Genomic DNA, 18,122 nt, shown 5'->3' on the forward strand with positions numbered 1-18,122 from the left:
CGACGGCGAAAAGGAATCGACACCCCTGAGATCATCAAAACCGTGCTGCTGACCCTGACCACGACCCACCGCCCCGCGACCGACCTCGGGCATCTCCTCGTCAAGCACCCGGAGCGCGTGCAGAGCTTCGACCTGCCGGCGGGCACCGCGCACGTGCTCTACCCCGAGGCGGACGAGCAGCGGTGCACGGCGGCGCTACTGATCGAGGTCGACCCGCTCAAGCTGGGCGGCGGTCGGGGCCGCAAGCAGCCGGCAACGCCGGACACCTTCACCCTCGGGCAGTACGTCAACGACCGGCCGTACGCCGCGTCCAGCCTGATCTCCTCGGCGCTGGCCCGGGTGTTCCGGTCGGCGCTGCGCGGCGAGTCCCGCGACCGGCCGGAGCTGGCCGCCACCGCGATCCCGCTGGAGGTGCGGGTGCCGGTGCTGCGCTGCCGGGGCGGCGCCGGGCTGGCCGAACGGGTCTTCGCCCCGCTGGGCTGGACGGTGGCCGCGACCCCGATCCCGCTGGACGAGGCGTACCCGGAGTGGGGCGACAGCCGCTACGTCGACCTGACGCTCACCGGCCTGCTGCGGGTTGCCGACGCGCTCAACCACCTGTACGTGCTGCTGCCTGTGCTGGACGACGCCAAGCACTACTGGGTGGCGCCGGACGAGGTGGACAAGCTGCTCCGGGCCGGCGCCGGCTGGCTGGCCGACCATCCGGAGCGAGCCCTGATCACCCGTCGTTACCTGGCCCACCGCCGGGCCCTCGCGGGCGAGGCGCTGGCCCGCCTGGCCGAGCTGCGTCTCAGCGACGAGGCACCCGTGGACGACAGCGTCGAGAGCGACCAGCCGCACGAGACACCCCGCGCCTCGCTGGCCGTACGCCGACGCGAGTCGGTGCTGGCGGCGCTGCGGGCCAGCGGCGCCGGCCGGGTGCTGGACCTGGGCTGCGGGCCCGGGGCGCTGCTCGCCGCGCTGGTCGCCGACCGGCGGTTCACCGAGGTCGTCGGCACCGACGTGTCCAGCCAGGCGCTCACCCTGGCCGCCCGACGGCTGCGGCTGGACCGGCTGCCGGAGCGGCAGCGGGACCGGATCAAGCTGTGGCAGTCGGCCCTGACCTACCGGGACGACCGGCTGCGCGGGTACGACGCGGCGGTGCTGATGGAGGTGATCGAGCATGTCGACCCGCCCCGCCTGCCGGCGCTGGAGGACGCCGTGTTCGGGCACGCCCGGCCCGGCACGGTGGTGGTGACCACCCCGAACGTCGAGTGCAACGTCCGCTACGACGGGCTCGGCGCAGGCCGGTTCCGGCACGCCGACCACCGGTTCGAGTGGACCCGGGCCGAGTTCGCCGCCTGGGTCGACCGGGTGACGACGGCCCACGGCTACACCGCCACGATCGATGGGATCGGCGACGACGACCCCGAGGTGGGCAGCCCGACCCAGCTCGCCGTGCTGACCCGGAAGGAGGAGACCACCGCATGACCACCCTGGACATTCCCGAACTCGCCCTGGTGGCGCTGGTCGGCGTCTCCGGATCCGGCAAGTCCACCTTCGCCCTGCGGCACTTCCTCCCCAGCCAGGTGCTCTCCTCGGACACCTTCCGCGGCTTGGTGGCCGACGACGAGAACGACCAGTCCGCCTCCGGCGACGCGTTCGACGCGCTGCACCACGTGGCCGGGCTCCGGCTGCGCCGGGGCCGCCTCACCGTGGTCGACGCGACCAACCTCCAGCCGCACGCCCGCGCCGCCCTGGTCAGGGTGGCCCGCGAGCACGACGTACTGCCGGTGGCGATCGTGCTGGACGTGCCGGAGGCGCTGGCCTGGGAGCGTACGCAGGGCCGGGCCGACCGGACGCACGGCCGGCAGGTGCTCGCCCGGATGCAGCGGGACCTGCGGCAGTCGTACGGGCGGCTGGCCCGGGAGGGCTTCCGCAAGGTGCACGTGCTGCGCGGGGTCGAGGAGATCGACGCCGCCGAGATCCGCTACGAGAAGCTGTTCAACGACCGGCGCGAGCTGACCGGGCCGTTCGACATCGTCGGCGACGTGCACGGCTGCCGGGAGGAGCTGGAGGCGTTGCTGCTCCGGCTCGGCTACGCACTGCGCCACGACGACGTGGGCCGCCCGGTGGACGCGGTGCACCCGGCCGGGCGTACCCCGGTCTTCGTCGGTGACCTGGTGGACCGCGGCCCGGACTCCCCCGGCGTGCTGCGTCTGGTGATGGGCATGGTGGCGGCTGGCCGCGCGATCTGCGTGCCCGGCAACCACGAGCAGAAGCTGCTGCGCAAGCTGCGCGGCCGCGACGTGCGGCTCACCCACGGCCTGGCCGAGACGATGGCCCAGTTGGAAACCGAGCCGGCGGAGTTCGTCGCGGACGTGGCGACCTTCGTCGACGGCCTGGTCAGCCACTACGTGCTGGACGGCGGACGGCTGGTGGTGGCACACGCCGGCCTGAAGGAGGCGTACCAGGGCCGGGCGTCGGGCCGGGTCCGCGCCTTCGCGCTGTTCGGGGAGACCACCGGCGAGACCGACGAGTACGGCCTCCCGGTGCGCTACCCGTGGGCCCGCGAATACCGGGGCTCGGCCATGGTCGTGTACGGCCACACCCCCACCCCGGAGCCGGAGTGGGTGAACAACACCATCTGCATCGACACCGGCTGCGTCTTCGGTGGCAAGCTCACCGCGCTGCGCTACCCCGAGAAGGAGCTGGTCTCCGTCCCGGCGGCGAAGGAGTGGTACGCCCCGGCCCGCCCGCTGGTCGCACCCGCGCCGGTCCGCCCGGACACGGTGCTGGATCTGGCCGACGTCACCGGGCGGCGGCACCTCACCCACCAGTACGGGACGCTGACCGTGCCGGCGGAGAACGCCGCCGCCGCGCTGGAGGTGATGAGCCGGTACGCGGTGGACCCGGGCCGGCTGGCCTGGCTGCCGCCGACCATGGCGCCCTGTTCGACGTCGACGGTCGAGGGGTTCCTGGAGCACCCGGAGCAGGCGTTCGCCGACTACCGCGCGACCGGCGTCGAGCGGGTGGTCTGCGAGGAGAAGCACATGGGCTCGCGGGCGGTGGTGCTGGTGGAGCGGGAGCCGGGCCGGTTCGCCGGCGGGGCGGTGCACACCCGTACCGGTCGGCCGTTCTTCGGGCCGCCGCTCGACGACGAGCTGCTGGCCCGGGTCCGCGCGGCGGTCACCACGGCCGGGCTCTGGGCCGAGTTGGACACCGACTGGCTGCTGCTCGACTGCGAGCTGCTGCCCTGGTCGGCGAAGGCGGGCGGGTTGATCCGCGAGCAGTACGCCGGGGTCGGCGCCGCCGGCCGGGCGGCCCTACCGGCGACGCTCGCCATACTCGACGCCGCCGCCGGGCGAGGGCTGCCGGTCGGGGAGCTGCGCGGCCGGATGGCCGACCGGGAGTCCGAGGTACGGGCGTACTCGGCGGCGTACCGGGCGTACGTCGGGCCGACCGACGGGCTACGTGGGGTGACGCTGGCGCCGTTCGCGATGCTGGCCGGTGCCGGGGCCAGCTACGCCGACCGGGACCACGGCTGGCACCTGACACTGGCGGACCGGCTCTGCGCGGCGGACCCGGAGTTCTTCACCCCGACCCGGCGGCAGCTGGTCGACCTGACCGACGCGGCGGCGGTGGCGGAGGCGACCGACTGGTGGCTGGCGCTCACCGCGGCCGGCGGCGAGGGCATGGTGGTCAAGCCGTACGCCGGCCTGGCCGCCCGCTCGCCGAAGGGCGCGCTGCTCCAGCCGGGCATCAAGTGCCGGGGCCGGGAATACCTGCGGATCATCTACGGCCCCGGATACACCGAGCCGGGGCAGCTCGCCGCGCTGCGCCGACGCGCGCTGGGGCGTAAGCGGGGGCTGGCCCTGCGTGAGCACGGGCTCGGCCTGGCCGCGCTGGACGCGCTGGCCGAGGACGTTCCACTCTGGCGACGGCACGAGCTGGTCTTCGCGATCCTCGCCTGCGAGTCCGAGCCGGTCGACCCCCGCCTCTGACCTCTACGTCCGGTCCGGCAGTTGGCCGGACCGGGCTTGGGTACCCTTTGTGGCCGTGGACACAGCAGAAAAGACCCGGATGCTCTCGGAGAGCATCGCCTTGAACCCGCTTGACCCGAAGGAGATGATTCACACCTTCGGCGTGGTCGGCATCTGGGTGATCCTCTTCGCCGAGACCGGCCTGCTGGTCGGCTTCTTCTTCCCCGGCGACTCGTTGCTCTTCCTGGCCGGAGTGGCCTCCTCGTCGGTGGCGGACGCGATCTTCGGCGCCGGCACCCGCCTGAACCTGGTCGCGCTGCTAATCGGCGGGCCGCTCTGCGCGATCGCCGGCGCTCAGTTCGGGCACTGGCTCGGCTCCCGGTACGGCCGGCGGATGTTCGAGCGCCCCAACTCCCGCCTCTTCAAGCGGGAGTACGTGGAGAAGGCCGAGTACTACTTCCAGAAGTTCGGCCCGGCGAAGGCCGTGGTGCTGGCCCGTTTCATCCCGATCGTGCGGACCTTCCTCAACCCGGTGGCCGGGGTGCTCGGCATGCCGGCTCGCCAGTTCTTCCTCTGGAACGTGGTCGGCGCGATCCTCTGGGTGGACGGCATCCTGCTGGTCGGCTACCTGCTGGCCGCCCAGATCTACAACGCGATCGGCGACAAGATCGACCGGTACATCCTGCCGGTGGTCGCGCTGGTCATCCTGATCTCGGTGCTGCCGATCTTCTTCGAGTTCCTCCGCGACCGGCGGGCACGTAAGCGCGGCGAGGCCGTCACCGTGGTCGCCGCCGCCAGCGGGGCCGGTGCCGTCGATGCGCTTCGGCGGGAGGCCGAGGGCGACGACGACCCGGGGCACGGCCGGCGCGGCCAGCACCGCCGCTGACTTTCGGGTAGTACGCCGATGGCCGGCCCCCTGATGGGGACCGGCCATCGGCGTAGACCTGTCGAGCTACGGGTGGTGCGGATGCCGGGCAGCCGTCACCGTCCGGTGGTGGCGTCGCCCCCGCCACGCCACCCGTCGCCACGCTCAAGCGAGGCGGCCTGTTGGCCACCCGGACTCGGACATGTCAGGTTCAGCGGGCCTTCTTGGTGGCCCGCTTCCGCGGCGGGGTGAGCAGATCCGCGATCGTGGCGATCGCGGTCGGCACCAGCCGGTAGTACGCCCAGACACCGCGCTTCTCCCGCTCCAGCAAGCCGGCCTCGGTGAGGATACGCAGGTGGTGACTGACCGTCGGCTGCGAGAGGCCGAGCGGCGCGGTGAGGTCACACACGCACGCCTCCCCCTCGGGGGCCGACTGGATCAGACTGAGCAGCCGCAGCCGAGCAGGGTCAGCAAGGGCCTTCAGCACCCCCGCGAGCCGCTCGGCATCGGCACGTTCGATCGGCTCGCCGGCGAGCGGCGAGATCTGAGGCATCGTCATTTCAGCCAACGCAGTTCCCACGTATTCCATCCTTCCACCAGCAGCATCGATCCGCCTGCATATCAGCAAATCCGAATCGGCAAATTTTTACGCCACAAGGCCGAGGTCAGCCAACGTATAGGCCGCCCGATACGGCAGTCCGGCGGCTCGTACCGCGTCGCCAGCGCCTCGATCAACAATAACCGCCACACCGACCACCTCGGCCCCGGCCTCACGCAAAGCCTCCACCGCGGCCAGCACACTGCCACCCGTGGTCGAAGTGTCCTCGACCGCCAGGACCCGACGACCGGCGATGTCCGGCCCCTCGATGCGCCGCTGGAGACCGTGCGCCTTGCCCGCCTTGCGGACCACGAACGCGTCCAGCGGCCGGTCGGTCTCGGCCGACGCGTGCAGCATCGCCGCGGCGACCGGATCGGCCCCGAGAGTCAGTCCACCGACCGCGTCGTACTCCCAGTCGGCGGTGAGATCCCGCATCACCCGACCCACCAAGGGTGCCGCCCGGTGATGGAGCGTGACGCGACGCAGATCGACATACCAGTCCGCCTCAAGGCCGGACGAGAGCACCACCCGGCCATGGACCACAGCCAGGTCGGTGATGAATTTACGCAGGTCGTCGTGGTCCCCCATGGCGATAGAGGGTACTGCGCAAGTCTGGGAGGCGTGTGTCGGGCCCTCCCGGGTCAACCCTGCGGGCGACCGACGGGTGGCGATGTCCGGCTACGCTGTGCCACCGTCCATCCCGGTCGGGAGCGCGGATCCCGTCTCCGGGACGCCCACCGACCCCCGCGTGGTCAGTCAGCGCCGGGTGCGATCCGACCGCGGGTGTCCCGGGAGACACCGCGCAGCAGCCGTCGGGGCGCGTGCCGCAGGCCCGCCACGGCCAACTTGTACTTCCAGCTCGGCACGCTGACCAACCTGCCTTTCCGCAGGTCACGCAGCCCTTCGTCGACCACGTCGTCGGGCCGCAGCCACAGCCAGGCCGGAATACGCGACATGTTGATGCCGGCCCGCTCGTGGTACCCGGTACGGGTGTAGCCAGGGCAGAGTGCCATCACCCGTACGCCGAACGGCGCCACCGACTGGCCGATCGACTCACTGAAATTCGTCACCCACGCCTTGCTGGCCGAGTACGTCGAGCCCGGCATCGGGACGCCGAAACCGGCAACGGAAGAGACATTTATCACTGTCCCTTTTCTCCTTTTGACCATTGGTCCCAGGGCCGCATGGGTCAGCCGCAGAACCGCCAGCACGTTCAGCCGGATCAATCTGGCCTCGTCCCCGATGGGCGATCGGACGAACGGGGTGTTGAGACTCATCCCTGCGTTGTTCACCAACAGCCCGACCGGCGGCTCGTCGCCGAGTCGGCGTTCGACAACCGCACAGCCGTCGTCGGTGGACAGATCGGCGGACATAATCTCGATCCGGCAGTCGTATCGGCGAATCAGCTCAGTGGCGGTGGCGTCGAGCCGGCCGGCGTCCCGGGCCACCAGGACCAGGTCCCACCCGTCGGCGGCGAGCCGACGGGCGAACGCCTCGCCGATGCCCAGGGTGGCGCCGGTGATCAGCGCGCGGCGCGGAGAGGGGCTGGTCTCCTCGGTCACGGACGGTCCTCGTGGAGCGGATTCGGCCCGGGCGGGGCTGACGCGGGTGGGGCTGACGCGGGCGGCGTGGGAATCGGCGGGCCGGGCGGCGGCGCCCAGGACGACGGGCCGTAGACCGGTGGAGCCGAAGCAGGCGGCGGACCGTAGGCCGGGCCGGGACCGGGGGCTGGCCCGGCCGGAGGCCTGGGCCCGGCCGGGGGCGGCGGGCCGGTAGGCGAGGGACGGCGGTAGAAGGCAGCGGCACCGGGCAGGATCAGCAGCACGGCCACCAGCAGGTACCCGAGAACCTGCGCCACCGACACGGCCGCGTTCAACGGAATCCACCAGGCCGGGTACGCGTCGCCGACGAGACCGAGCAGGTCGGCGGTGACCTGCTCGCCGGCGCCGAGGCGCAGCGGGGCGGCCCGCTGACCGACCAGCACCGCCAGACCACAGCAGCCGCAGAACAGGCCCAGCCCGGCAACAACCCAGGTGAACATCCGGGCGCCGGGGCGACCGGACAGCAGGCCGAGGGCGAGCCCGACGAGCACCAGCGCCATGAGCACGCCGAGCACGGCCGACAGCACCGTGGAGGCGCGCAGCAGCGACACCATCGTGTCGATCTCGCCACCGCTGGCGCCGCTTCCGGCCGCAGCCGCCCGGAACCGGTCCACCGTGCCGCCCGTGATGAGCAGGTTGGCGACCGCGTACGCCACGGCGCCGGCCGCCATCAGCAGCAGCACCGCCGCCGCCGAGACGACCGGCCACGGGCGGCGAGGCGGGGCCTGAACGGGATGCGACACGACATATCCCTCCGGTAGGCGTCGGCTTGCAACCTACTCGGAGGGATCGTCGGCGTCGCTGTTATCGGAGCGTCAACTTGCCGAGGGCGGTTCAGGCTCGCGGGGCTGCGGCGACTGGCCGGGCTGCTCCGGCGCCGGCGGCTGACCCGGCTGGCCCGGGACCGGAGGCTGACCGGGCTGGCCCTGAACTGGCGGGTAGCCCGGTGCCGGCGGGTAGCCCGGTGCCGGCGGGTAGCCCGGTGCCGGCGGGTAGCCCGGTGCCGGCGGGTAGCCCGGTGCCGGCGGGTAGCTCGGGTAGATGGCGCCCGGCGCCGGAGGCTCCCAGATCGGCTGCGGCTTGCGGAAGAACTCGTTCGCCTTCGGCAGGGCCAGCAGGATCAGGGCAGCCAGCAGGGCGAGCAGGTCCAGCAGGCCGAGCGCGGTGGAGAGCGGGCCGTACCAGGACGGCAGGGCCTCCTCCAGCCGGCGCTGAACTTCCTGGCTGCTCGGCATGTTGCCGCTGGTCGAGCCGTTGGTCAGGCCGCCGGCCACATTGTTCACCAGGCTGCCGCCGGTGCAGCAGAGCAAGAGGCCACCCAGCACCCAGGTGGTGATCCGGGCGCCGTTCATGCCCCGGTTGTTCAGCAGGGCGAGGACGACGAGCCCGATCGCGAGCAGCAGCGAGAGCACGGCCCCGCCGATGCCGACGGCGTAGGCAACATCGGCCGCCTGCTCGGCGACGGTGCCACGGTAGGCGTCCTGCAGCACCTCACGGAGCGTGCCGATGGTGGACAGCGTCAGAATCAGATTCACCACCTGGATGGCGGCGACGAGGATGAGCAGCCAACTGGACGTCGTCACCACGCCCGGGCGGGCGCGGGGCGGCGTCCCCGGGGCATCGACCATGATTCTCCTTCCCTAGATCACACGACTACCGTAACGAGCCCGGGCCGGGTGAGCACGGCACGAAAGCGAGACCCGCCGCGGAGGGAGGCGGGTCAGCCGGACCGCCGGCCAGTGCCGCATTACTCCTCGGCGAGCCGCACTGCGGCGTACGCGCCCAGCGTGGTCTGGTCCATCAGGCAGCCGGTGAACGTGGTCAGCTCGCCCGCGTCGTCGCGCAGCCGGGTCCAGGCCGCTCGGCCCGTCTCCCGGTCGACGGTGTCCAGCAACGCGGCGGCGTACGCCTTTCCGGCCGGCGAGCCGTGCTCCAGCAGCCGGTCGACCTGCTGCCGGACCTCCGCCGGATGCTCCGCCAGCGCCCGCTCCACCTGCCGGTACGCCTCCGTGGCCGGCAGCAGCGTGCCGGCGATCCCCACCCCGCCGAAGGCGAGCGTGTCCGCCCCCGCCAGCTCCCGAACGGCCGCGTCCAGCCCCCGCCCCGCACTCTCCCCAATCCCCACCATGCCCCCATCCTCCCCCCACACCCCACTCCCTCCCCACTCCTTGATCATGAAGTTGTTGCCCGCCGCATCGGGCGGTCAGGCAACAACTTCATGATCACGCGGGATGGAGGGGGGAGGGAGTGGGTCAGGGGGTGGTGATGGTGAGGGAGTCCTTGGTTTCGGCTAGGTCGACGCGGACCGTGTCGCCGTCGCGGATCTGGCCGGCGAGCAACGCCTTGGCGAGTTGGTCGCCGATTGCCGACTGCACCAAGCGGCGCAGCGGGCGAGCGCCGTAGATCGGGTCGTACCCGTGCTCGGCGAGCCACATCCGGGCGGCGTCGCTGATGACCAGCGCCAACCGGCGGTCCGCAAGACGCTTGCGCATCCGCGCCAGCTGGATGTCGACGATGGCCCGTAGATCCTCGCCCTGCAGGGCGGCGAACACCACGATGTCGTCGAGGCGGTTGAGAAACTCCGGCTTGAAGTGCGACCGGACCACCGCGAGAACCGCCTCGCGGCGCTGGTCGTCGGTCAGCATCAGGTCACTGATCAGCGACGAGCCCAGGTTCGAGGTGAGGATCAGGATCGCGTTGCGGAAGTCCACCGTACGGCCCTGGCCGTCGGTGAGCCGACCGTCGTCGAGCACCTGGAGCAGCACGTCGAAGACGTCCGGGTGGGCCTTCTCCACCTCGTCCAGCAGCACCACCGAGTACGGCCGGCGGCGCACCGCCTCGGTGAGCTGCCCGCCCTCCTCGTAGCCGACGTAGCCGGGCGGGGCACCGACCAGGCGGGCGACCGAGTGCTTCTCGCCGTACTCGCTCATGTCGATGCGGACCATGGCCCGCTCGTCGTCGAAGAGGAACTCGGCGAGCGCCTTGGCCAGCTCGGTCTTGCCGACGCCGGTCGGGCCGAGGAAGAGGAAGCTGCCGGTCGGGCGGTCCGGGTCGGCGATGCCGGCCCGGGCTCGGCGGACCGCGTCGGCGACTGCGGTGACCGCCTCGGACTGACCGACCACGCGGCCGCTCAGCGACTCCTCCATGCGCAGCAGCTTGGCCGTCTCGCCTTCCAGCAGCCGGCCGGCAGGGATGCCGGTCCAGGAGGCGACCACGGCGGCGATGTCGTCCGCGCCGACCTCCTCCTTGAGCATCGCGCCCTCGGCCTGGAGCCGGGCCAGCTCCTCCTCGGCCTGCTTCAGCTCGGCCTTGAGCGCGGGAATCCGGCCGTATCGCAGCTCGGCGGCGCGTTCCAGCTCGCCGTCACGCTCGGCCCGCTCGGCCTCGCCGCCGAGCCGCTCCAGCTCCTCCTTGGCCGTGGAGAGCTTGGTGATGTGGCTCTTCTCCAGCTGCCACCGCTCGGAGAGGACGGTGAGCTGCTCGCGCTTGTCGGCCAGCTCCTTGCGCAGCCGTTCGAGGCGTTCGGCGGAGGCCGCGTCCGGCTCCTTGGCCAGCGCCATCTCCTCGATCTCCAGCCGGCGCACCGCCCGCTCGATCTCGTCGACCTCGACCGGCCGGGAGTCGATCTCCATCCGGAGCCGGGACGCGGACTCGTCGACCAGGTCGATCGCCTTGTCGGGCAGGAACCGGTCGGTGATGTAGCGGTCGGACAGCGCGGCGGCGGCGACCAGCGCGGCGTCGGTGATGCGTACGCCGTGGTGCACCTCGTAGCGTTCCTTGAGCCCGCGCAGGATGCCGATGGTGTCCTCGATGGTCGGCTCGCCGACCACCACCGGCTGGAAGCGGCGCTCCAACGCCGGGTCCTTCTCGATGTGCTCGCGGTATTCGTCCAGGGTGGTCGCGCCGACCATCCGCAGCTCGCCACGGGCCAGCATCGGCTTGAGCATGTTGCCGGCGTCCATCGAGCCCTCGCCCTTGCCGGCGCCGACGACGGTGTGCAGCTCGTCGAGGAACGTGATGACCTGGCCGTTGGAGTTCTTGATCTCCTCCAGCACCGACTTCAGTCGCTCCTCGAACTGGCCGCGGTACTGCGCGCCGGCCACCATCGCGCCGAGGTCGAGCGAGACCAGCTTCTTGTCCCGCAGCGACTCGGGCACGTCACCGGCGACGATCCGCTGGGCCAGGCCCTCGACGATGGCGGTCTTGCCGACACCGGGCTCACCGATCAGCACCGGGTTGTTCTTGGTACGCCGGGACAGCACCTGGATCACCCGGCGGATCTCGGAGTCCCGGCCGATGACCGGGTCGATCTTCCCCTCGCGGGCGCTGGCGGTCAGGTCCACGCCGTACTTGGCGAGGGCCTGGTAGGTCTGCTCCGGGTCGGCCGTGGTGACTCGCCGGTCCCCGCCGCGTACGGTCGGGAAGGCGGCGACCAGGCTCTCCTCGGTGGCCCCGGCGTTCTTGAGCGCGACGGAGACCCCGCCGCCCACTCGGGCCAGCCCGGCGAGCAGGTGCTCGGTCGAGGTGTATTCGTCGCCCAGCGGCCGGGCGATCTGCTCGGCGGCGCCGATGGCGTTGACGAACTCGCGGGCCAGGGTGGGCTCGGCGATGCTGGAGCCACGCGCGGCGGGCAGGGCGTCGACCGAGCGCTGGGCGACCCGGCGCAGCTCGGCGGGGTCGGCCCCAACGGCGCGCAGCAGGCCCGCGGCGGTCGAACCCTCGGTGTCCAGCAGCGACAGCAGCAGGTGCCAGGGCTCCACGGTGGCGTGACCGCGCTGGTTCGCCAGCGCGACGGCACCGGTGATGGTCTCGCGGCTCTTGGTGGTGAGACGTTCCGTGTTCATGGGCTCCCCCGGATCGACGTGTCCACTAGGAGCGACCCAACCAGAGTTGAGTCTATTCCGCTCAACTCTAACAATGTGAGCTGGATCACTCACTCGCGCTAGCGGGAGCGGGGCAGGCGAGCCGTGCACGGGGTTTCATGATCAGCGCGCAGGACGCAACGCCGGCCGCCGTCGAGCTTGCGGTCGCAGAAAACCCAGTGTCGTACGCACTGGTTGTCCTCGGTCGAGACGGTGATCCCACCCAGGTCGACGGCGGCCAGGAAGGCCAGCGACCGACCCGCCGTCCGGCCGAGCATCTTCGCCCGAGCCAGGTCGGGCGCACTGACCGGCAGGTGGATGACGTAGTGGCCGGTCACGGCAGCCGGGCCAGGTCGCGCATGGTGGGGGCCTGCCGGGACTGCCACTCGCGGAGCGCGTCCTTGATCCGGGCCGTTTCCGCCCTGCCGCGGACCACCTCGGCCTCTGCAGCGGCGAGGTCGCTGGCCACCCGGTCGAGGAAGGCAGCGACCTCGACCGGGTCCAGACCGCGTCGTCGAATGGAGAAAGTCCAGCTCCGGTGCCGGTCGCCGGAGCACAGCACGCGACAGCACGCCGAACCACGGCAGGGCCGGCCGTCAGTCGCCGACCAGGGCCACACTGATCCACTGGCGGGCGCCCACCGGGCCGACCGCGAGGATGACCTCGCCCGAGGCACTGGCCACGAGCGTGCCGTCGTCGAGCAGGTGAAGGTAGTGCTCGGGGCCGATCGGCCAGCTGACCCGCTCATACCGGCCGTTTGCCACCACACCCACGCCGTCCGGCCCGGTCACCGCCACCCGCCCGGCACCCACCGGCGCCACCGAGGACATCTTTTCGGGGTGGCCGGCGGCCTGCACCAGCTGCCAGTTGCCCCGATAAATCCAGAGCACCGGGAAGGTCAGCCGTTCCGGCTGATCCCCGATCAGCCAGATCTCGCCGTCGGGGGCGGCCCTCACCCACAGGATGCTCAACTCGCCGTCGGGAGCCGGCACCGCCGTCCGCTGCCAGCTCCGTCCCTGGTCCGTTGAGATTGCCGCGTACGGTCGCCCGTCGGCCACACCGGCCGCCACCAGCATGCCCTCGGTCTCGCGCACCGAATTGATCATCGGCAGTCCGGGCTGGACGGCCAACGGGCGCAGCCGGCGACCGTCCCAGCGGGCCACCTTGCCGCTCTTCTCGGTCACCTGGAACCGACCGTTGGCGCCGCCCAGCGCGGGCGGCGGCTCGGCCCCCGGGTGGTGGGTGAAGGTGACGCCGCGATCGGTCGACGTGTACCAGCCGTACGACTCCGATAGGAGCACCAACAGCCCCGGCAGGGCGTAGAGCTGCTGGTTCTCGGCGACCGGCTGAGGGTGCGGCAACGCCTGCCAGGACCGGCCACCATCGCCGGTGGCGAAGAGCAGCGCCGGGCAGTCCCGGCCGGGTGGCTGGCCGTCGCAGCGGGCGAAGAGGGCGTACGCCTGCTCGGCGTCGACGAACTCGATGAACGGCGGGTCGTACCGGTCCGGCACGGCGACCCGGACGAGGCGTACCTCGTGCACGTCGGCGACCGGCGACCCGGCCGGCGCGGTGGCGATCGGCGCGGGCGACGCGGACGCCCGGTTCGGCGGCGGACGCCGGACGTCTCCGATCGAACAGGCCCCCAGCGCCGCCAATGCCAGGAATAGTGTCGCCATGCAGGCCACTCGCTGTTTCATCACACCGCCAATGCAGGGTAGCCTCGCCCGCGTGCGAGTACGTGTTGAACAGATTGCCCTCCCGGGAATCGGTGTACGTCACGATCTGGTGACGGAATCCGGCCGCCGGGTCGGCGTGGTCTCCCACCGCAACGGCCGTCGTGACCTCGTCCTCTACGATCCGGACGATCCGGACTCCTGCCAGGCGGATATTCCGCTGACCGACGACGAGGCGGAGGCGCTCGCCGACATCCTCGGTGCGTCCCTGATGCTCAGCCAGCTCTCCGGGCTGCGCGAGCAGGCCGCCGGGCTGCTCACCGAGCAGATCGCCATCCCCGCCGGCACCAAGTACGTCAACCGGCAACTGGGCGACACGCAGGCGCGTACCCGCACCGGCGCTTCGATCGTCGCCGTGCTGCGCCACGGCGAGGTGATCGTCTCGCCGGAGCCCACCTTCCGCTTCGACGCCGGTGACGTGGTGGTCGTGGTCGGTACCCGGCAGGGCCTCGACGGGGTGACCGCGATCCTTGCCGAAGCGGACCCGGACGGCTGAGGCGCGGATGCACGAAACCACGACTTTACTTATCGAGGTCGGCGCGCTGCTGTTCCTGCTCGGCCTGCTCGGCCGGCTCAGCCGCCGCTTCGGCGTCTCGCCCATCCCCCTCTATCTGCTCGCCGGCGTCGCCTTCGGCACCGGCGGCATACTGCCGCTCAACGCCAGTGAAGAATTCTTCGCCATCGGCGCAGAGATCGGCGTGATCCTGCTGCTGGTCATGCTCGGCCTGGAATACAGCGCCGGCGAACTGGTGGGCAACCTCCGTTCGGCAGCCCCGGCCGGCCTGATCGACGCGCTGCTCAACGCGCTGCCCGGCTTCGCCTTCGCGCTGCTGCTCGGCTGGGGCTGGCTGGCCGCCGTGGTGCTCGCCGGCGTCACCTGGGTCTCCTCGTCCGGGGTGATTGCCAAGGTCCTCGCCGACCTTGGCCGGGTCGGTAACCGGGAGACCCCGGTGATCCTCTCCGTCCTGGTGATCGAGGACCTGGCGATGGCCCTCTACCTGCCGCTGCTCACCGCGCTGCTCGCCGGGATCGGCGTGATCAAGGGCGGCATGGCGCTCGGCGTCGCGGTGTTCACCGTGGTCGCCGTGCTGTTCGTCGCCATCCGGTACGGGAATCTGATTTCCGCGGCGTTCTCCGCGAAGGACCCAGAGGCGCTGCTGCTCGGGGTGCTCGGCCTGACCCTGCTGGTCGCCGGCGTCGCGGCCAGGCTTCAGGTCTCCGCGGCGGTCGGGGCATTCCTGGTCGGCATCGCCCTCTCCGGGCCGGTGGCGCACCACGCCACCGAACTGTTGTCGCCGCTGCGGGATCTCTTTGCCGCGGTCTTCTTCCTGTTCTTCGGGCTGGTCACCAACCCGAAGGACATGCCCCCGGTGCTGCTGCCGGCGCTGGCGCTGGCCGTGGTGACCATGGGCACGAAGCTGCTCACCGGTTACCTGGCTGCCCGGCGGGCCGGGATCGCCGAGCCTGGTCGATGGCGGGCCGGTTTCGCGCTCACCCCGCGCGGCGAGTTCTCCATCGTCATCGCGGGGCTCGCCGTCGCGGCCGCGCAGCCGGTGGAACCCAAGCTGGCAGGGCTCGCCACCGCGTACGTGTTGATCACCGTGGTAGCCGGGCCGATCCTGGCCCGTTTGCCCGACATGGCCTGGTTCAAGCGCTGGTTGCGCCGGCGTGCCGCCGCCCGGCCACCCGCACCGGTGCCGGCCTCCGATTGAGTCTGCCCGGGCCGGGTCGGCCTAACGGTCGCCCCGGCCCGGCCAACGGTTGCCGAATTGGTTCCGGGAAGGGCTACCGCCGGCGCGCGGAACCGCGTTACGGTGTCGCCCCAGCAGCCCAGGATCCACGGGTGGCCGGTGCCCCCGCCAGCGGAAACGAAAGGTTGGCCGGTGAGCGTGCAGGAGGAGACGTTCCGCGGCTTCGCCAACCCGGTCGATCCGTCGCCGGCGGAGCTGCGAACGTGGGCCTACCAGCCGAACTCGGTACCGCTGACCTCCATGCCCCCGGACTGGGACCTGCTGGTGTCCGGTGACCACCTGGTGGGGACGCTCTTCGAGCTGGCCATGGATCCGGCCTGTCCGGCCCGCCGGTTCGCCCTGCACTGCCTCTACATCTACGCCGCCGACGGCATCCGGACGAAGTTCCGCGCCCACCCGAAGCGCCGCTTCAGGAAGCTGGTCGAGCAGGCCGAACGGGCCGGCGACGAGCTGATGCGCAACTGGGCGCACAACAGCCGGGTGCTGGTCGCCCGGCCGGACCTCTTCACCTACCCCGACTGGTGCGAGGGCGGCCTCGTCCGAGAAAACCGACGACTCTAGGCTCGCCGCGCCCCGGCTCGCACGTCCCTCGACGAGAACGGGCCGGGATCCCCCGTGGATCCCGGCCCGTTCGTCGACGGATCGTCACTGCGGCGATCCGCCCTGCTTTCGGCGCCGTTCGTCGGCTCTGGCCCGGTCGATGCCATGGTCCACCTGGTCGAGGAAGAGACCATCCTTGATCCTGTCGGTGAACCGAGTCTCAATGATCCGGGTGAACCGCTCGCGGACGCTCTCGGCCACCTTGTTCAGCCGATCCTCCGCCTGTTTCGCCACCTTCTCTGCCGATTCCGCCATGGCTCCCCCTGCCAGGTTGGCGTCCGGATTGAGCTGGTCGGACCTGATTCAGAGGTTAGCGAATCAGGCCCGGCTCGCGCCCGAAATTCCTCGAACCGTCGCAGCGCAAGGCCGCCATGAGTGGCGCGGGAGGAGGGCAGGCCGGCGCGGCCCACGAGGGCACGCGCCGGCCCATGTCAGTGGCGGCGGAGACGGGATCAGCGTTCGGTGCGGCGGGGTCGCCAGACGACCAGCGCCGTCGAGGTGCGGTTGGTGGGTACGAGGTCGCCGCGGGAGAAGCGGCCGAGCGACTCCAACTCGGCGATCCGGCGATAGGCGGCATCCAGTTCCGCCTCCAGCCGGGCCACCCGCTGCTGGGCCTCCTCCAGCAGCCGTTCCAGGCCGATGATTCGCTTGACCCCGGCCAGGTTGATCCCGTCGTCCTGGCTGAGTCGCTGCACCTCGCGGAGCAGCACCACGTCCCGGACGCTGTACCGGCGGCCACCCCCGGCCGCCCGGCCCGCCTGCACCAGGCCGAGCCGGTCGTACTGACGGAGCGTCTGCGGGTGCATTCCCGCCATCCGCGCCGCCACCGAGATCATCAGGACCTTGGCCTCGTAGGCCGGGTCACCCGAGCCGACGAACTCGTCCGACATCCCCGCTCACCTCCGCTGCCATTTCACCGGGTCAACTGAATCGACGCACCCGTGCGTCGAGATGTTCCCGCGCGGCGGGCGGGGTCTGCTCCGCGAACGCCTCCAGCGCCACCCGGGCCTCGTCCGACAGCTTCGCCGGGACCACCACGTCGAGGGTGACCAGCAGGTCACCGACGCGACCGTCCTTGCGTACGACGCCCTTGCCCCGGGCCCGCAGCACCCGACCGCTCGGCGTGCCCGGTGGCACCCGGAGGGTCACCGTGCCGTCCAGGGTCGGCACCCGCAGGTCGGTGCCGAGCACCGCCTCCGCGAAAGTGATCGGCACGGTCAGGGTCAGGTCGTCCCCGGTGCGCCCGAACAGTTCGTCCGGGCGGACCTTCACGTGCACGAACAGGTCACCCGCCGGCCCGCCCCGCTCACCGGGCTCACCCCGGCCGGCCAGCCGGATGCGCTGGCCGTCGGCCACCCCGGCGGGGAAGCGGACGTTCAGGGTGCGGGTCTTGGTGACCCCGCCGCTGCCGTGGCACTCCGGGCACTTCTCCTCGACGACCGTGCCGACGCCCTGGCAGTTGCGGCACGGCTCGGAGAAGCTGAACGACCCCTGGTTGCGGGTGGTCACCCCGGCGCCGTGGCAGACCGAGCAGGCCACCGGCTGGGTGCCGGGCTTGGCTCCGCTGCCGTGGCAGGTGTCGCAGACGCCGGGCGCGCGCAGCGTCAGCGGTAGGGTCACCCCGCGTACGGCGTCGGAGAAGTCGAGCGCCACCTCGGCCTCGACGTCCCGGCCGCGGGCCGGGCCGCGGGGGCGGGTCGCCCCGCCGGTGCCACCGCCGGTGAAGATCGAGCTGAACAGGTCGCCCAGCCCCCCGCCGCCGAAGCGGGCATCGCCGCCGGCCGCCCCACCGAACAGGTCGGAGACGTCGAACGGCGCGCCGCCCGGTTGCCCCCCACCGCGAGCGTTGCGGCGGAACGCGCCCGAGCCGAACAACGACCGCATCTCGTCGTACTCGCGGCGCTTCTTCTCGTCGCCGAGCACGGCGTACGCCTCGGAGACGGTCTTGAACCGCTCCTCGGCCTTCGGGTCGTCGGGGTTGTGGTCCGGGTGCGACTCCCGGGCCAGCTTCCGGTACGACTTCTTGATCTCGTCCGAGGAGGCGGACTTCTCCACGCCCAGCGCGGCGTAGTAGTCCTTCTCGATCCAGTCCTTGGAACTCACCGGTCCACCCCCTTCCACGGGACGCACCCCGGTCGTCCCGCCCGCCC

General features: G+C 71.7%; 18 protein-coding genes and 1 pseudogene. 6 read left to right on the forward strand and 13 right to left on the reverse strand.

The genetic code is table 11. The features are described 5' to 3' along the window. The first annotated feature begins 42 nt into the window (after positions 1–42). The 3 genes from AB0C02_RS02820 to AB0C02_RS02830 all read left to right on the forward strand — a co-directional run bounded on the left by AB0C02_RS02820 (position 43) and on the right by AB0C02_RS02830 (position 4,848). The gene (locus tag AB0C02_RS02820; RefSeq protein ID WP_357540410.1) at positions 43–1,470 is read left to right on the forward strand and encodes a 3' terminal RNA ribose 2'-O-methyltransferase Hen1; all 1,428 of its coding nucleotides are present in this window, start codon (positions 43–45) and stop codon (positions 1,468–1,470) included. Continuing rightward, positions 1,467–3,983: a polynucleotide kinase-phosphatase gene (locus AB0C02_RS02825; RefSeq protein ID WP_357540412.1), complete on the forward strand. Its 2,517-nt coding sequence runs from the start codon at positions 1,467–1,469 to the stop codon at positions 3,981–3,983. Before AB0C02_RS02820 ends, AB0C02_RS02825 begins: the two co-directional genes overlap by 4 nt. 79 nt (positions 3,984–4,062) lie before the next feature. Then, complete coding sequence (locus AB0C02_RS02830; RefSeq protein WP_357541006.1) at positions 4,063–4,848, forward strand: VTT domain-containing protein; 786 nt, start codon at positions 4,063–4,065, stop codon at positions 4,846–4,848. Between the two features lie 190 nt (positions 4,849–5,038). On the opposite strand, the gene AB0C02_RS02835 is transcribed toward AB0C02_RS02830, so the two are convergent. The 10 genes and pseudogenes from AB0C02_RS02835 to AB0C02_RS02880 form a co-directional block, all read right to left on the reverse strand. Continuing rightward, positions 5,039–5,416, reverse strand: coding sequence for a metalloregulator ArsR/SmtB family transcription factor (locus AB0C02_RS02835; RefSeq protein ID WP_007073957.1), 378 nt, complete (start codon positions 5,414–5,416; stop codon positions 5,039–5,041). A 57-nt stretch (positions 5,417–5,473) separates the two neighbouring features. Beyond that, on the reverse strand, positions 5,474–6,013 hold the full coding sequence (pyrE, locus tag AB0C02_RS02840) for an orotate phosphoribosyltransferase (protein ID WP_357540414.1): 540 nt from the start codon (positions 6,011–6,013) through the stop codon (positions 5,474–5,476). Positions 6,014–6,177: 164 nt separating this feature from the next. Beyond that, a complete protein-coding gene (locus AB0C02_RS02845) occupies positions 6,178–6,987 on the reverse strand; it encodes an SDR family oxidoreductase (protein WP_357540416.1) in 810 nt (269 codons plus the stop codon). Next, on the reverse strand, positions 6,984–7,769 hold the full coding sequence (locus AB0C02_RS02850; RefSeq protein ID WP_357540418.1) for a hypothetical protein: 786 nt from the start codon (positions 7,767–7,769) through the stop codon (positions 6,984–6,986). Before AB0C02_RS02850 ends, AB0C02_RS02845 begins: the two co-directional genes overlap by 4 nt. Before the next feature lie 72 nt (positions 7,770–7,841). After that, positions 7,842–8,654 (reverse strand): hypothetical protein, encoded by an 813-nt coding sequence (locus AB0C02_RS02855; RefSeq protein WP_357540420.1) that lies wholly within the window; start codon positions 8,652–8,654, stop codon positions 7,842–7,844. 119 nt (positions 8,655–8,773) lie between these two features. Then, complete coding sequence (locus tag AB0C02_RS02860) at positions 8,774–9,154, reverse strand: hypothetical protein (RefSeq protein ID WP_357540421.1); 381 nt, start codon at positions 9,152–9,154, stop codon at positions 8,774–8,776. A gap of 124 nt (positions 9,155–9,278) precedes the next feature. Next, a complete protein-coding gene (clpB, locus tag AB0C02_RS02865) occupies positions 9,279–11,870 on the reverse strand; it encodes an ATP-dependent chaperone ClpB (RefSeq protein WP_357540423.1) in 2,592 nt (863 codons plus the stop codon). Positions 11,871–11,968: 98 nt separating this feature from the next. Further along, positions 11,969–12,226 (reverse strand): hypothetical protein, encoded by a 258-nt coding sequence (locus tag AB0C02_RS02870; protein ID WP_357540425.1) that lies wholly within the window; start codon positions 12,224–12,226, stop codon positions 11,969–11,971. Continuing rightward, positions 12,223–12,408 (reverse strand): annotated as a pseudogene (locus tag AB0C02_RS02875) (DivIVA domain-containing protein); the annotation flags it as partial. The gene AB0C02_RS02870 and the pseudogene AB0C02_RS02875, both read right to left, overlap by 4 nt. A gap of 76 nt (positions 12,409–12,484) precedes the next feature. Then, positions 12,485–13,564, reverse strand: coding sequence for a hypothetical protein (locus AB0C02_RS02880; protein WP_357540427.1), 1,080 nt, complete (start codon positions 13,562–13,564; stop codon positions 12,485–12,487). 52 nt (positions 13,565–13,616) lie between these two features. On the opposite strand from AB0C02_RS02880, the gene AB0C02_RS02885 reads away from it, so the two are divergent. The 3 genes from AB0C02_RS02885 (at position 13,617) to AB0C02_RS02895 (ending at position 15,933) form a co-directional block, all read left to right on the forward strand. Then, positions 13,617–14,117, forward strand: coding sequence for a cation:proton antiporter regulatory subunit (locus AB0C02_RS02885; protein WP_357540429.1), 501 nt, complete (start codon positions 13,617–13,619; stop codon positions 14,115–14,117). Between the two features lie 7 nt (positions 14,118–14,124). Continuing rightward, positions 14,125–15,333, forward strand: coding sequence for a cation:proton antiporter (locus AB0C02_RS02890; RefSeq protein ID WP_357540431.1), 1,209 nt, complete (start codon positions 14,125–14,127; stop codon positions 15,331–15,333). A 171-nt stretch (positions 15,334–15,504) separates the two neighbouring features. Further along, entirely contained in the window at positions 15,505–15,933 is a 429-nt protein-coding gene (locus AB0C02_RS02895) for a hypothetical protein (RefSeq protein WP_357540433.1), read from the forward strand. 84 nt (positions 15,934–16,017) lie between these two features. Here AB0C02_RS02895 and AB0C02_RS02900 read toward each other — a convergent pair whose 3' ends face one another. The 3 genes from AB0C02_RS02900 to dnaJ all read right to left on the reverse strand — a co-directional run bounded on the left by AB0C02_RS02900 (position 16,018) and on the right by dnaJ (position 18,075). Beyond that, positions 16,018–16,227 carry a hypothetical protein gene (locus AB0C02_RS02900; protein WP_357540435.1) on the reverse strand — a complete coding sequence of 70 codons (210 nt, stop codon included), beginning with the start codon at positions 16,225–16,227 and terminating at the stop codon, positions 16,018–16,020. 197 nt (positions 16,228–16,424) lie between these two features. Then, on the reverse strand, positions 16,425–16,862 hold the full coding sequence (locus tag AB0C02_RS02905) for a MerR family transcriptional regulator (protein WP_357540437.1): 438 nt from the start codon (positions 16,860–16,862) through the stop codon (positions 16,425–16,427). 31 nt (positions 16,863–16,893) lie between these two features. Beyond that, on the reverse strand, positions 16,894–18,075 hold the full coding sequence (dnaJ, locus tag AB0C02_RS02910; protein ID WP_357540439.1) for a molecular chaperone DnaJ: 1,182 nt from the start codon (positions 18,073–18,075) through the stop codon (positions 16,894–16,896). Positions 18,076–18,122: the final 47 nt, after the last annotated feature.

Source organism: Micromonospora sp. NPDC048999, assembly GCF_040649295.1.
Lineage (GTDB): Bacteria > Actinomycetota > Actinomycetes > Mycobacteriales > Micromonosporaceae > Micromonospora.